Source organism: Teichococcus aestuarii, assembly GCF_042651065.1.
GTDB lineage: Bacteria > Pseudomonadota > Alphaproteobacteria > Acetobacterales > Acetobacteraceae > Pseudoroseomonas > Pseudoroseomonas aestuarii.
In genome coordinates this window covers 1-14,371 of record NZ_JBHSCH010000013.1, presented here as the reverse complement: position 1 = coordinate 14,371, position 14,371 = coordinate 1, and the positions used below count along the sequence as shown (strand labels likewise).

14 protein-coding genes are annotated in these 14,371 nt (G+C 71.9%); 2 read left to right on the top strand and 12 right to left on the bottom strand.

The features are described from left to right. Positions 1–23 precede the first annotated feature (23 nt). The gene (locus tag ACFOY6_RS07705; protein WP_379632716.1) at positions 24–1,376 is read left to right on the top strand and encodes a hemolysin family protein; all 1,353 of its coding nucleotides are present in this window, start codon (positions 24–26) and stop codon (positions 1,374–1,376) included. A gap of 51 nt (positions 1,377–1,427) precedes the next feature. On the opposite strand, the gene ACFOY6_RS07700 is transcribed toward ACFOY6_RS07705, so the two are convergent. Beyond that, on the bottom strand, positions 1,428–2,489 hold the full coding sequence (locus tag ACFOY6_RS07700; protein ID WP_379649962.1) for an aspartate-semialdehyde dehydrogenase: 1,062 nt from the start codon (positions 2,487–2,489) through the stop codon (positions 1,428–1,430). 268 nt (positions 2,490–2,757) lie between these two features. Here ACFOY6_RS07700 and ACFOY6_RS07695 point away from each other — a divergent pair, with 268 nt between their 5' ends. Next, a complete protein-coding gene (locus ACFOY6_RS07695) occupies positions 2,758–3,237 on the top strand; it encodes a GNAT family N-acetyltransferase (protein WP_379632724.1) in 480 nt (159 codons plus the stop codon). 24 nt (positions 3,238–3,261) lie between these two features. Here ACFOY6_RS07695 and ACFOY6_RS07690 read toward each other — a convergent pair whose 3' ends face one another. From ACFOY6_RS07690 to ACFOY6_RS07640, 11 genes are all read right to left on the bottom strand, one after another. Continuing rightward, positions 3,262–3,981, bottom strand: a complete 720-nt coding sequence (locus ACFOY6_RS07690) for an SDR family NAD(P)-dependent oxidoreductase (RefSeq protein WP_109516996.1) — start codon at positions 3,979–3,981, stop codon at positions 3,262–3,264. A gap of 8 nt (positions 3,982–3,989) precedes the next feature. Continuing rightward, complete coding sequence (gene purF / locus ACFOY6_RS07685) at positions 3,990–5,477, bottom strand: amidophosphoribosyltransferase (protein WP_379649959.1); 1,488 nt, start codon at positions 5,475–5,477, stop codon at positions 3,990–3,992. Positions 5,478–5,505: 28 nt separating this feature from the next. After that, complete coding sequence (locus tag ACFOY6_RS07680; RefSeq protein WP_379649957.1) at positions 5,506–6,090, bottom strand: CvpA family protein; 585 nt, start codon at positions 6,088–6,090, stop codon at positions 5,506–5,508. A gap of 37 nt (positions 6,091–6,127) precedes the next feature. Beyond that, a complete protein-coding gene (gene radA / locus ACFOY6_RS07675; RefSeq protein WP_109516810.1) occupies positions 6,128–7,576 on the bottom strand; it encodes a DNA repair protein RadA in 1,449 nt (482 codons plus the stop codon). A 58-nt stretch (positions 7,577–7,634) separates the two neighbouring features. After that, positions 7,635–8,408, bottom strand: a complete 774-nt coding sequence (locus ACFOY6_RS07670; protein ID WP_379649955.1) for an ABC transporter ATP-binding protein — start codon at positions 8,406–8,408, stop codon at positions 7,635–7,637. Continuing rightward, positions 8,405–9,190: an MlaE family ABC transporter permease gene (locus tag ACFOY6_RS07665; protein WP_109516812.1), complete on the bottom strand. Its 786-nt coding sequence runs from the start codon at positions 9,188–9,190 to the stop codon at positions 8,405–8,407. The genes ACFOY6_RS07670 and ACFOY6_RS07665 overlap by 4 nt, the downstream gene beginning before the upstream one ends. A 15-nt stretch (positions 9,191–9,205) precedes the next feature. Further along, complete coding sequence (alr, locus tag ACFOY6_RS07660) at positions 9,206–10,333, bottom strand: alanine racemase (RefSeq protein WP_379649953.1); 1,128 nt, start codon at positions 10,331–10,333, stop codon at positions 9,206–9,208. Further along, the gene (locus tag ACFOY6_RS07655) at positions 10,314–11,831 is read right to left on the bottom strand and encodes a replicative DNA helicase (RefSeq protein ID WP_109516814.1); all 1,518 of its coding nucleotides are present in this window, start codon (positions 11,829–11,831) and stop codon (positions 10,314–10,316) included. Before ACFOY6_RS07655 ends, alr begins: the two co-directional genes overlap by 20 nt. 132 nt (positions 11,832–11,963) lie before the next feature. After that, a complete protein-coding gene (locus ACFOY6_RS07650) occupies positions 11,964–13,280 on the bottom strand; it encodes an SAM-dependent methyltransferase (protein WP_109516815.1) in 1,317 nt (438 codons plus the stop codon). 175 nt (positions 13,281–13,455) lie between these two features. Next, positions 13,456–14,025, bottom strand: a complete 570-nt coding sequence (gene rplI / locus ACFOY6_RS07645; RefSeq protein ID WP_109516816.1) for a 50S ribosomal protein L9 — start codon at positions 14,023–14,025, stop codon at positions 13,456–13,458. Between the two features lie 16 nt (positions 14,026–14,041). Next, on the bottom strand, positions 14,042–14,371 hold a 330-nt coding region (locus tag ACFOY6_RS07640), incomplete at its 5' end, for a hypothetical protein (protein WP_456316932.1).

Genomic DNA, 14,371 nt, shown 5'->3' with positions numbered 1-14,371 from the left:
GTGCTGACCGGAAGGCCCCTCCCGTGGATATCCTGCTCGCCCTGCTGCTGATCCTCCTGCTGAGCGGGGTGGGCGCCCTCATCTCGCTCTCGGAGATCGCCTTCGCGGCGGCGCGGGAGACAAGGCTGCGCCTGCTGGCCGATGGCGGCGAGGCCCGCGCCACCCGCTTCCTGGCGCTGCGCCAGGACCCGGCGGCGGTGGTCACGGCGCTGCAGATCGTGGTCAACGCGCTCGGCGTGCTGGGCGGCGTGCTGGGCGAGGGGGCGCTGACACCGGTGCTGACCCCCGCGCTGGAGCGCCTCGGCGCCGGGGAGTGGGCCGCGCCCGCCGCCTCAGCCTTCTCCTTCGTCACCGTCACCACCCTGTTCGTGATCTTCTCCGACCTGGTGCCGAAGCGGGTGGCGATGATGCAGCCGGAGCGCATCGCCGTGCTCACCGGCTGGTTCCCGGCGCTGGCGGTGCGGCTGCTGCGGCCGCTGGTCTGGGTGTTCTCGGGGCTGGCGGATGCGCTGATGCGGCTGCTCGGCCTGCCCACCGCCGTGGTGCACGAGACGGTGACGCCCGAGGAGCTGCGCGCCACCCTGGCCGCCGGCGCCGAATCGGGCGCGCTGGACGCCGCCGAGCACCGGCTGATCGAGAACGTGCTGGCGCTGCGCGAGCGCACCGTCACCTCCGCCATGACCCCGCGCGACGAGATCGTCTTCCTCGACCTGAAGGAGACGCCGGAGGCGTGGCGCGAGAAGGTGCGGCGCCAGCCCTATTCCCGCTACCCTGTCTGCGATGGCGGGCTGGACCATGTGGTGGGCTACACCCGCGCCGAGGACGTGCTGGCCGAGGTGCTGCAGGCCGGCGTCGGCGCGCTGAAGCCCGAGTCGCTGAAGCCGGACACCACCAAGCCCGGCGCCGCCGCCCCCGGCCCGATGCGGCGGGACGTGCCCTCGGTGCCCGAGACGCTGGACCTGTGGGAGGTGCTGGCGCAGTTCGAGGCGCAGAAGGCGGGCTTCGCGCTGGTGGTGAGCGAATACGCGGTGGTGACCGGCCTCGTCACCTACAAGGACGTGCTGGCGGCGCTGGTGGGTGGCCTGGCCGACCCCTTCGAGGAGCGTGCCATCCTGAAGCGGGACGCCGATTCCTGGCTGGTGGACGGCATCGCGCCGATGGCCGATGTCTCCGTGGCGCTGGGCACCGAGGCGCTGCCGGTGGATGGCCCCTACCACACGGCGGGCGGCTTCGTGATGCATCGGCTGCGCCGCGTGCCGCGCAAGGCGGACAAGGTGGAGGCGGCCGGCTTCGTCTTCGAGGTGGTGGATGTGGAGGGTTTCCGCGTGAACCAGCTCCTGGTCACCCGCGTCCTGACTCCCGACCCGGAAAACTGACAGAAAGAAGATGGAGGTCCGGGGGAATTCCTTCCCCCGGCCTTCACCCCCTCACCGGGGCAGCAGCGCCTCGGCGATCTGCACCGCGTTGAGCGCCGCCCCCTTCAGCAACTGGTCGCCCACGACGAACAGGCTGAGCGAGCGGCCCGAGGGGTCGCCGCTGTCCGGCCGGATGCGGCCCACCAGCACGTCATCCTGCCCCGAGGCGTCGCTCGGCATGGGGAAGTAGTTGCGGGCGCGGTCATCCACCAGCTTCACGCCGGGCGCGGCGGCGAGCAGGGCGCGGGCTTCCTCGGCGGAGACCACCGTGTCGAACTCCACCGTCAGCGCCATGCCGTGCGCCCGCAGCACCGGCACGCGGATGCAGGTGATGCCGATGGGCAGCGCCGGCGTGCCCATGATGCGCCGCGTCTCGGCCACCACCTTGGTCTCCTCGCCGTTGTAGCCGCTCTCCGGGTCCATCTCGGCGTTGTGGCTGAACAGGTTGAAGGCGTAGGGGTGCGGCAGAACCTTGGGCTCGAAGCTCTCGCCGCGCAGATGGGCGGCGGTGGATTCGCGCAGTTCCTCCATCGCCGCCGCCCCGGCGCCGGAGGCCGCCTGGTAGGTGGCGGCGTGCAGGCGGCGGATGGGGTGCGCCCGGTGCAGCGGCGCCAGCGCCACGGTGGCGATGGCGGCCACGCAGTTGGGGTTGGCGATGATGCCGCGGTGCTGCGCGATGGCGGCGGCGTTCACCTCCGGCACCACCAGCGGCACGTCCGGGTCCATGCGGAAGGCGGAGGAATTGTCCACCACCACGGCGCCCGCCTTCACGGCGGCGGCGGCGTAGCGCTTGGAGACGCCGGAGCCGGCGGAGAACAGCGCCAGGCCCACGCCCTCGAAGCTCTCCTCGGTGAGGGCCTCGACCGGCAGCTCCTCGCCGCGGAAGGTCATGGTGCGGCCGGCGGAGCGGGGGGAGGCCAGCAGGCGCAGGCGGGAGAGCGGGAAGTTCCGCGCCTCCAGGCAGTGCAGCAGCTCGACGCCGACCGCGCCGGTGGCGCCGACGATGGCCACCACGGGGCTGGCGGCCACGTTCAGGTGCGGCTGGGCTTCGGCGGGGTCTTGAAGGGTGAGCATGGGGTCTCTGTCCGGTGGTGCCGGGAGAGACGGGCGCCGGCGTGTCCGGCTTTGGCCCCGTCCGTCTCCGGCGGGGCCTTCTGGTGATTTATGCTGCGGCGACCCGCGCATGCACCAGAGGACGCCCCGCCGGAGCGGTCGTCTTGGTAATGCGCTTGATGATGATCGGGGCGAACATGCTGCGTATTTCGCCCCGGAACCCCCTGTGCGTCAAGATGGCGCGAGGCCGAGGGGGCGGTACTGCCCCCGCAAGGAGGAAAGAGCCGGCATGACCATCGAGATCGTCAGCCTGAACCGGCGGCCGGATCTGGCCCCGCAGGTGGCCACCTGGCTGTGGGAGGCCTTCTGGCGGGCGCAGGGGCACGGCCCGGAGGCGGTGATGGCGATGCTGGCCCTGCCGCAGGCATCGGCTGCCCTGCCGCAGAGCTTGGTGCTGCTGGCGGAGGGGCGGCCGCTCGGCACCGCCTCGCTGGCGGCGGGCGACCTGGAGGCGCGGCCGCTGCTGACGCCCTGGCTCGCCGGCCTCTACGTGGTGCCGGAGGCACGCCGGCAGGGCCATGCCAGCCGGCTGGTGCGGGCGGTGCAGGCCCTGGCGCAGGAGCAGGGGGCGGCGACGCTGTGGCTCTACACGGGTTCGGCCGAGCGGCTCTACACGCGGCTCGGCTGGGTGTGCGAGGAGCGGCTGGCGCATGGCGCGGGCGAGGTCGCGCTAATGCGCCGCGCGCTGGCGCCGCTCACCGGAGCGTAGCGGCGCCCCCAGGCGGCGGCCCCTTCAGCGGCGGAACAGCACCGTCTCGCCCTGGCGCGTCTCGGCGGGCATGCAGAGATCGGCCAAGGCGGGGGCGACATCGGCCGGCTGGGCGATGGTGGCGGGGTCCTCGCCCGGCATGGCCTGGGCGCGCATCTTGGTGGCCACCACGTCGGGGTCGAACAGGTTCACCCGCAGGCGGCTCTCCGCCACCTCCATGGCCCAGGTCTTCACCAGATGCTCCATGCCGGCCTTGGTGGCGCCATAGGGGCCCCAATAAGGCTTCGGGCGCTGCACCCGGCCGGTGGTGACGAACACCGCCCGGCCCGCCGGCGCCGCGCGCAGCGGCGGGTCGCAGGTGCGGATCAGCCGCCAGGTGGCGTTCATGTTGACGCCGACAAGCTGCGTCCAGTCGCGCGGCTGGATATGCGCGACGGGAGTCAGGCTGCCCAGCGCGCCCGCCACATGGGCCAGGATGTCGAGCCGGCCGAAGCGCTCCACCAGGGAGGGGCCGAAGCTGTCGATCTTGTCGGCTTCCTTGCCCGCCAGGTCGAAGGGCAGCAGCGTGGCGCTGCCGCCTTCCGCGCGGATGGCGTCATCGGTTTCCTCGAGGCCGCCCTGGGTGCGGGCCACCAGCACGCAATGCGCGCCGCGCCGGGCCAGCTCCAGCGCCAGCGCGGCACCGAGGCCGCGGCTGGCGCCGGTGACGAGGGCGACCTGGCCGGCCAGCGGCTTTCCCGCCATCGCCGCGCTCACTGGCCGTTTGCCGCCAGCAGCGCGGGCACGCGCTCGGGGTGGCCTTCCAGGTCGGTCAGCGGAATGGCGTAGTCGCCGGTGAAGCAGGCGTCGCAATAGCCGGGGTTGCCGGCGTCGCGCTTCGCATGGCCCAGGGCGCGGTAGAGCCCGTCGAGCGAGATGAAGGCCAGGCTGTCGGCGCCGATGATGCGGGCCATCTCCTCCACATCGTGCTTGGCGGCCAGCAGCTTGTCCCGCTCCGGCGTGTCGATGCCGTAGAAGCAGGAATGCGTCGTCGGCGGCGAGGAGATGCGCATGTGCACCTCCTTGGCGCCGGCCTGCCGCACCATCTCGACGATCTTCCGCGAGGTGGTGCCGCGCACGATCGAGTCGTCCACCAGGATGACGCGCTTGCCCTCGATCATCGGCCGGTTGGCGCTGTGCTTCAGCTTCACGCCGAGGTGGCGGATCTGGTCGGTCGGCTCGATGAAGGTGCGGCCGACATAGTGGTTGCGGATGATGCCGAGCTCGAAGGGGATGCCGCTCTCGGTGGCGTAGCCCATGGCGGCGGGCACGCCGGAATCCGGCACCGGCACGATCACGTCGGCCTCCACATGGCTCTCGCGCGCCAGCTCGGCGCCGATGCGCTTGCGCGTGCCATAGACGGGCGTGCCCTCCATGACGGAGTCGGGGCGGGCGAAATAGATGTACTCGAAGATGCAGAAGCGGCTCTGGCCGCGGCCGAAGGGCTTGATGCTGCGCAGCCCGCCATTGTCGATGACGACGATCTCGCCCGGCTCGACGTCGCGGATGAACTCGGCGCCGACGATGTCGAGGGCGCAGGTCTCGCTGGCCAGCACATAGGCGCCGCCCTCGCCCTCGCCGAGGCGGCCGAGCACCAGCGGGCGCACGCCCATCGGGTCGCGCGCGCCGATCAGCGCGCCGTCATGCAGCGCCACCAGGGAGTAGGCGCCCTGCACCTGCTTCAGCGCGTCGATCAGCCGGTCCACCACATTGGCGTAGAGGCTGATGGCGATGAGGTGGACGAACACCTCCGAATCGGTGGTGCTCTGGAACAGGCAGCCGCGGCGGACGAGCGCGCGCTTCAGCGTGGCGGCGTTGGTCAGGTTGCCGTTGTGCGCGACGGCGAGGCCACCGAACTCGAAATCGGCGAAGAGCGGCTGCACGTTGCGCAGCGCCGTCTCGCCCGTGGTGGCGTAGCGGTTGTGGCCGACGGCGCAGCGGCCCTTGAGGCCGGCCATCACCTTCACGTCGCCGAAGATGTCCCCCACCAGGCCGAGGCCGCGATGGGCGTGGAAGGCGCCCGCCTCGGAGAGGGTGACGATGCCCGAGGCCTCCTGCCCACGGTGCTGCAGGGCGTGCAGGCCGAGCGCGGTCAGCGCCGCCGCGTCCGTGGCATTCCAGACGCCGAAGACGCCGCATTCCTCATGGAAGCCGTCGTCTTCATCCCAGGGATTGGTGGAGGGCAGGGGCTGCATCGGCATCCTCGTTACCGGCCTCGGGCCGGCGTGCTCATGTCCGGCCTCTGGCCGGGGGTCGCAGCAGCTCGTCCATGCTGGGCATGCTGCGCTGCGGCAGGTCGGGAAGTCGCGGGCGATACTCCGGTGGCAGGCGCGAGACAAGCGCCGCCGCCGCATCCGCCACCACGGGCAGGGTCCGCGCCTCGCGCACCGGCTCCGGCCAGCGATCCACGGCGGGGAGGAACAGCCCGCCCACGATATAGGCGAGGACCACCAGGAAAGCACCCCGCGCGAGGCCGAACACCATGCCGAGGGCGCGGTCCAGACCCCCGAGGACGGAGTCCCGCACCCGGTTGGCGAACCAGGCGATGAGCAGCTTCAGCACCAGAAGCGCCAGCAGGAAGGCGCCGCCGATGGCGATCAGCTCGGCCAGCCATTCGGGCTGGATGTAGCCCACAGCCAGCGGCCGCAGCCCCGGCAGGATGGTGATGGCGAACAGGGCCGCGCCGATCCAGGCGCCGACGCCCAGCACCTCGCGCACCAGGCCGCGGAAGAAGGCGATGAGCGCCGAGAGGGCGAGCACCGCGAGGACAATGCCGTCCACCCAGGTCATCGGGGGCAGCGTATAGCCAAGCACCGGGCGGGAGTCACGCAATGGCGGCGGCGGGTGGCTCTCATTCCGCCGCCGGCTTCTCCGCCTTCTCGGGGGCCCTCTCCCTGGCCTTCTCCTTTTTCGCCGGCGCGGCGGCGGCGAGCGGCGCCACGAGGTCGGCCAGATGGCCGATCTCGGCCAGGCGCAGCCCGTCATGCGCGGCGGCCGCGCGGCCGCCGCGCGCCACGCGGCGCGGCAGCATGGCGGCCAGGAAGCCGAGCTTGGCGGCCTCGCGCAGGCGCAGGTCGGTCTGCGCCACCTGCCGCACCTCGCCCGAGAGGCCGACCTCGCCGAAGAACACCATGCCCGGATCGGTGGGGCGGTCGGTCGCGGCCGAGACCAGGGCGGCAGCGACCGCGAGGTCGGCCGCCGGCTCGTTGATGCGCAGGCCCCCGGCGATGTTCAGGTAGACATCGTTCTGCCCGAGGCTGACGCGGCAGCGGGATTCGAGCACCGCCATCAGCATGGCCAGCCGCCCCGAATCCCATCCCACCACCTGCCGCCGCGGCGAGCCGCCGGAGGCGGAGGGGGAGAGCAGCGCCTGGATCTCCACCAGCACCGGCCGCGTCCCTTCCATCCCCGCGAAGACGGCACTGCCGGAGATGTTGCCGCGCCGCTCGGCCAGGAACAGGGCGGAGGGGTTGGCCACCTCCATCAGCCCCCGGTCCGTCATCTCGAAGACGCCGATCTCGTCGGTGGCGCCGAAGCGGTTCTTCACCGCGCGCAGGATGCGGAACTGGTGGCCGCGGTCGCCCTCGAAGTAGAGGGTGGCGTCCACCATGTGCTCCAGCACGCGCGGGCCGGCCAGCGTGCCTTCCTTGGTGACATGCCCTACCAGCACCACGGCGAAGCCGCGCGTCTTGGCCAGCCGGGTCAGCTCGGCGGCGCAGGCGCGCACCTGGCTCACCGTGCCGGGGGCGGAGTCGAGGCTGTCCAGCCACACTGTCTGGATGGAGTCGACGATGACGAGGGTGGCCTCCTTCTCCTCCTCCAGCGTCGCCGCGATGTCACGCAGGCTGGTGGAGGCGGCGAGGCCGAGCGGGCTTTCCGAGAGGCCGAGGCGCAGCGCCCGCAGCCGCACCTGGTCGATCGCCTCCTCGCCCGAGATGTAGAGCACCCGCCGCCCGGCGCTGGCGATGCGCGCCGCCGCCTGCAGCAGGATGGTGGACTTGCCGATGCCCGGGTCGCCGCCCACCAGCACCACCGAGCCGGGCACGAAGCCGCCGCCCAGCACGCGGTCCAGCTCGGCCATGCCGCTCTCGGTGCGCGGCGGCGGCGCGGCCCGGCCCTTGAGGCTGACGAATTCCACCCGCCGGCCACCGGCCGACTTGCCGGCGGGGCCGGGGGCGCGGACCTCCACCACCTCCTCGGTCAGGGTGTTCCATTCGCCGCAGGAATCGCAGCGGCCCTGCCATTTGGGCGCGATGGCGCCGCAGCTCTGGCAGACGAAACGGGCGGTGGGTTTGGCCATGCCCCCTATATGGGGCAAACCGGGAACGAAGGGGAGGGGGCGAGCCCCGCCCCTGGCGCTACTTGCGCAGCTCCATGGTGATCGGCCCCTCGCGGGAGCCGTTGGCGAACTGGTCCACCATGGCGTTGCCGCTGTGGCCGAGCGTGGCGGCCGGGCCGGTCCAGACGATGCGGCCCTTGTGGATCATCGCCGCCGTGTCGCCGATGCGGCGGGCGCTGGCCATGTCGTGGGTGATGGAGACCGCCGTGGCGCCGAGGCGCTTGACGCAATCCACGATCAGCCCGTCGATCACCGCGCCCATGATCGGGTCGAGGCCCGTCGTCGGCTCGTCGAAGAAAATGATCTCCGGCTCGGCGGCGATGGCGCGGGCCAGGCCCACGCGCTTCTGCATCCCGCCCGAGAGCTCAGAGGGGGAGAGGTCGCCGACGCTGGCGGCCAGCCCCACCTGGGCCAGCACCTCGGCCGCCTTGTCCCGCGCCTTCGCGCGGGTGATGCGCTTCTGCGCCAGCAGCTTGAAGCAGACATTCTCCCAGACGGGCAGGCTGTCGAACAGCGCGCCGTTCTGGAACAGCATGCCGATGCGGTCGTTCAGCGCCTCGCGCTCGCGGCGTGGCATGGCGAGCACGTCGCGGCCGTCGATCTCGATGCTGCCGGCATCCGGCGTGATGAGGCCGAGGATGCACTTGATGGTGACCGACTTGCCCGAGCCGGAGCCGCCCAGGACCACCATGCCCTCGCCGGCCGCCACGTCGAGATCGACGCCATCCAGCACCGTCTTGGCGCCGAAATGCTTGGTCAGGCCGCGCAGGCGGATTTTCGGGGTGCTGCTCATGAGCCGAAGAACGCCGCCGTCAGGACATAGTCCAGCGCCAGGATGAGGATGGAGGAGGAGACCACCGCCGTGGTGGTGGCAGCCCCCACGCCCTGCGCGCCGCCGCGGCTGGTGTAGCCGCTGTAGCAGCCCATCAGCGTGATGACGAAGCCGAACACCGCCGCCTTCACCAGGCCGGAGATGACATCCATCGGCTGCAGGAAGTTCAGGGTGGAGGTGAGGTAGGAGGCGGAGGTGAAGCCGAGCTGCGCCGTGCCGATCAGCCAGCCGCCCATGACGCCCAGGATGTCGGCGATGACCACCAGCAGCGGCATGGCGATGGTGCCGGCCAGCAGGCGGGGCGCCACCAGGTACTTCATCGGGTTGGTGGAGAGGGTGGTGAGCGCGTCGATCTGGTCGGTGACGCGCATGGTGCCGATCTCGGCGGCGAAGGCGGCGCCGATGCGGCCCGCCACCATCAGCCCCGCCAGCACCGGCCCCAGCTCCCGCGTGATGGAGAGCACCACCACATTGGCGATGGCGCTCTCCGCGCCGAAGCGGGAGAAGCCGGAATAGGATTGCAGCGCCAGCACCATGCCGGTGAACACCGCCGTCAGCGCCACCACCGGCAGCGAGAAATAGGCGATCTCGACGAAGGCGCGGCCGATCAGCCGGGGATAGAAGGGCGGGCGGAGGATGTGCGAGACGCCCTCCAGGGCGAACAGCACCACCGCGCCGAGGACGCGGCAGGCGCCGAGCACGCCGCGCCCGATGGCGGCCAGGACGTTCAGGATCAGGGTCAAGTCAGCCGCGCCGCTTCATGCCGCCGCGCCGGAAGGCCGGCCTGGCTCGAGGTGGCGCCGCCGGTAGCGGGCGCCGAGGGAGGTAAGAATCTCGTAGCCGATGGTGCCGGCGAGCGCCGCCACCGCATCCGGCGTCTGCGCCGGGCCGATCAGCTCGACCCTGTCGCCCAGCCGGGCTTCCGGCACATCCGTCACGTCGAGAGTGATGAGGTCCATCGATACCCGGCCCACCAGCGGCACAGGGCGACCGGCGAGAATGCCGATGCCCCGGCTGGACAGGCACCGTAGGTAGCCATCGGCATAGCCCGCGGCAATGGTGGCGATGCGGCTTTGCCGCGGCGCGGTCCATGTGGCGCCGTAGCCGACCGTGGCGCCGGCCGGCACGTCGCGCAGCTGCAGGATGGGAATGGTGAGGCGCAGCACCTGCCGCATCGGGTTCGGCCGGCCCGGCGCCGGGTTGATGCCGTAGAGGGCGCAGCCGGGGCGGGCGAGGTCGGAGGCGAAGTCCGGTCCCAGGAACAGGCCGGAGGAATTGGCGAAGCTGGCCGGAACCCCCGGCAGCGCCGCCCGCGCGGCGGCGAAGCGCACGGCCTGGGCGGCGTTCAGCGGATGCGCCGGCTCGTCGGCGCAGGCCAGGTGGGTCATCACGTAGCGCAGGCCGAGGCCCGCGAGGCCGCCCAGCCCCGCCAGCTCGGCGGCGTTGACCCCAAGCCGCTCCATGCCGGTGTCCACATGCAGGATGGCGCCGCGCAGCCCCGCGGCGCGTGCCGCCGCCACATCCTCGGGCGTGTTCAGCACGGGGGTGAGGGCCGCGCCCGCATCGGCGCCGGGCGGGAAGCCGCCCAGCACGGCGATCATTGGGCCGTGGCCGAGGGCCTCCCGCAGCGCCAGCCCCTCGGAGAATTGCGCGACGAAGAAATGCCGGCAGCCGGCATCGGCCAGGACGCGCGCCACGGGGGCGGCGCCGAGGCCGTAGCCATCCGCCTTCACCACGCCCGCCACCGGGCCGGAGGGGTGCCGCGCGCCGAGGTCGCGCCAGTTGGCGGCGATGGCGCCGAGATCGACCACCAGCTCGCCCGCGAAATCCGCCGCGGCGCGGGCCGGGAAGGCGGCGGCTTCCGCCTCAGTAATCGCTGCCGCCATGCATGTCCCCGTGCACGATGTCGAGATCGCCGAAGCGGGTGAACTCCGCCTCGAAGAAGAGCGGAATGGTGCCGGTGGGGCCGTGGCGCTGCTTGGCGACGATCAGGTCGGCGCGGTTGTAGGCCTTTTCCATGCGGTCCTTCCAGCTGGCCAGGGCCGCCTCGTACTTCTCGGCGTTGTCGAAGTTGGTCTGCTTCGGCTCCTGCATCTTCAGGTAGTAGTCGTCGCGGTAGACGAACATCACCATGTCGGCATCCTGCTCGATCGAGCCGGATTCGCGCAGGTCCGAGAGCTGCGGGCGCTTGTCCTCGCGGTTCTCCACCTGGCGGGAGAGCTGCGAGAGGGCGATGACCGGCACCGCCAGCTCCTTGGCGATGGCCTTCAGCCCCTGGGTGATCTGGCTGATCTCCTGCACCCGGTTCTCCGGCTTGCTGCCGGCGGCGGGGCGCATCAGCTGCAGGTAGTCCACCACGATCAGGTTCAGGCCGCGCGTGCGCTTGAGGCGCCGGCAGCGGGTGCGCATGGCCGAGATGGTGATGGCGGGCGTGTCGTCGATGAACAGCGGCAGGCGGGCCAGCTCGCGGCTGACCTCGACGAAGCGGTCGAAGTCGCGCTGCTGGATCTCGCCGCGGCGGATGCGGTCGCCCGAGACGCGGCTCTCCTCGGAGAGGAGGCGGGTGGCGAGCTGGTCGGCGCTCATCTCCAGCGAGAAGATGGCGCAGCCGCCCTTCGGCACCGCGCCCGGCCCGTGCTCGTCCTCGGCGTCGCGCAGCAGGGACTTGGCGGCGCCGAAGGCGACCTTGGTGGCCAGCGCCGTCTTGCCCATGCCGGGGCGGCCGGCGAGGATGACGAGGTCGGAGGGGTGCAGGCCGCCGGTCTTGGCATCCAGGTCGCGCAGGCCGGAAGGCAGGCCGGAGACGCCGCCGCCGCTGGTGAAGGCCTTCTCGGCCATGCTCACCGCATCGGTCAGCGCCCGGCTGAAGGTGACGAAGCCGCCCTCCGAGCCGCCATCCTTGGCGAGGTCGAACAGCGCCTGCTCGGCCGCCTCCAGCTGCTCGCGCGCCTCCAGCTCGGCATCGGCGCCGAAGGCGCGGTTCACCACCGTCTCGCCGAGGTCGATCAGCTGCCGGCGCAGCCAGCAATCATGGATGACCTTGCCGTACTCGCCGGCATTGATGATGCCGACCATGGCGCCGAGCAGCTTGGCCAGGTAGCCGGCGCCGCCCACCTCGTCGAGCAGGCCGGAATGCTCGAACTCGGCGCGCAGCGTGACGGCGTCGGCCAGCTGGCCGGCCTCGATGCGGCGCTGGATGGCGGCGAAGATGCGGCCGTGCAGGGCATCGGCGAAATGCTCCTGCGCCAGGAATTCGGAGACGCGCTCATAGGCCTTGTTGTTGGCCAGCAGCGCGCCGAGCAGGGCCTGCTCCGCCTCCAGGTTCGAGGGTGGCAGGCGCTGCGAGAGGCCGAGCACTTCGCCGGGCGGGGGTACGCTGTTCATGGGGCCAATCTAGCCCCTCCCGCCCGGGCTGTGCGAGGCCCGGGCTGTGGATAGCGGGGATGATACGCGGCTGTCACCGGCAGGACACGGCGGCGGCGGCAGCCCCGCCAGCGATTCCTCCTGCCGGCCCCTTCAGCCCTTGCGCCGCAGGCTGACCGGCGAATCGTGCCGTTCCGCCCCCGGCTCCGCCGGGCCGGCGGCCTCGGCCGGGTGGCGCGCCCGCGCCTCCGCCTCGGCCTGCGCCATGTAGTCCCGGGTCAGCGGCAGGGTGCCGATGTCGCGGGTGAGCTGCAGCTGCCAGTTCATGTGCCCCATGCGGCGGAAGGCCAGCTCCGAGCCCACGAGGTAGAACTCGAACATGCGGCAGAAGCGCTCGTCATAGAGGCTCTGGATGGCGTCGCGGTTGGCGGCGAAGCGGCGGCGCCAGTGGGCGAGCGTCTGCGCGTAGTGCAGGCGCAGGATCTCGATATCCGTCACCCAGAGGCCGGACCGCTCCGCCGCCGGCAGCACCTCGGAGAGGGCGGGGGAGTAGCCGCCGGGGAAGATGTACTTGCTGATCCACGGATTCGTGCTGCCCGGCCCGTCGCTGCGGCCGATGGCGTGCACCAGCGCCACCCCGTCCGGCTTCAGCGCCCCCTTCAGCGTGCGGAAGAAGCGGCGGTAATGGTCGATGCCGACATGCTCGAACATGCCGACCGAGACGATGCGGTCCACCGGCCGGGTCCAGTCCCGGTAGTCCATCAGCTCGAAGCGGACGCGGCCATCCAGCCCCGCCTCGGCGGCGCGGCCGCGCGCCACCGCCAGCTGTTCGGTGGAGAGGGTGATGCCGGTGACGCGCGCCCCGTGCTCGCGCGCCAGGTGCAGCGCCATGCCGCCCCAGCCGCAGCCGATGTCCAGCACCTCGAGGTCGGGCCGGTCGAGCTTCAACTTGGCGGCGATGTGGCGCTTCTTGGCCAGCTGCGCCTCCTCCAGCGTCTCCTGCCCGGTGGCGAAGTAGGCGCAGGAATACTGCCGGTCGCGGTCGAGGAAGAGGGCGTAGAGGCGGCTGTTGAGGTCATAGTGGTGCGCCACGTTGCGGCGCGCGCGGCCGGCGGGGTTGAGCTGGTCGATGTGCCGGCGCAGCCAGCGCAGCTTCTCCATCAGCGTCTCGGCCGGGTGGCCATGCGCCATCATGTTCAGCACCAGCAGGTCCGCCAGCGCGTAGAGGGAGCAGTCCAGCGGCGCGATCTCGCCATCCATGTAGGCCTCGCCGAAGCCCAGGCCGGGATTCAGCAGCAGCCGGCGCAGCGCGCGGGGGGTGCGGATGTGCATGCCGGCCACAAGGCCGGCCCGGGGGCCGCCGTCGCCCGGGCCATCCGTGCCGCGATAAAGGCGCATCCGGCCATCCGGATAGCGGACCGTCAGGGTCCCGCAGCGGATCATGCGGGACAGAACGCGATCGAACAGCATCGTCCGAGCCCTCCATCAACCCCAGCGGCGAAATGGTTGGGTCTCCTTCGCTGACCTGTCCAGTCACGCGGACGGGAGCGGGGCAATGCGGAAGCGGGCCGGAAATGCAGAAAGGGCGCCCCAGGGGGCGCCCTTTCCGGTTTCCATCCTCCGGCCGGCAGGCCGGGGGGCGGGATCAGTCCTCGCTCGCGGCGCCCAGCTCGGACAGCTCGGCGGCCAGCTCGGCCTCCAGGCTCTCCTCCTCGGCCTGCTGCTCGGCGCGCAGGTCCTCACCGCGCGCCTGCTTGTCGGCCTCTTCGACCGAGCGGGCGACGTTGACGGTCAGCGGCAGGAACACCTCCGGGTGCAGCTCGACGCGGACGGTGGTGAGGCCCAGCGTCTTGATCGGCTGCTCCAGCAGCACCTGGCTGCGGGAGACGGTCAGGCCGGCTTCCTTCGCCGCGTCCGCGATGTCGCGGCCGGAGACGGAGCCGTACAGGCCGCCGGACTCGCCCGCCTGGCGGATGATGACGACGGTGAGGCCGTCCATCCGCTCGGCGATGCGCTCGGCTTCCTCGCGGCGCTTCAGGTTCTGCGCCTCGAGCTGGACGCGCTCGCGCTCGAAGCGGGCGAGGTTGTCCTTGTTGGCGCGGATCGCCTTGCCCTTGGGCAGCAGGAAGTTGCGGGCGTAGCCCGGGCGGACCTTCACCAGCTCGCCCATCTGGCCGAGCTTGTCGACCCGCTGCATCAGGATGACTTCGATCATCGGTGTAACCCCGATCTCACATGTTGGCGGGCGGGTTGCGGCGCCCGTACTGTTCGAGGAGGCCGAGCGCCACAAGGATCAGGGCGCCCGGCAGGCTGAAGACGAGAAGCAGGACATAGAGCAGGATCAGCAGTGGCAGCCGGAAGCTGACGCGCGCCAGCCGCGTGTGCATGGCGGCCAGCCCCTGCAGCAGCAGCGGCACGGAGAGCACCAGGCACAGCGACAGCGGCAGCAGCTCCGCGGCCGGGTCGGCCAGCAGCCAGGCCACCGCTGCGAGCGCCGGCAGCGCCGGGTACCAGCGCGGCAGCCGCGAGCAGCGCCAGCGCGGCGGCGGCGCGGGCGGCAG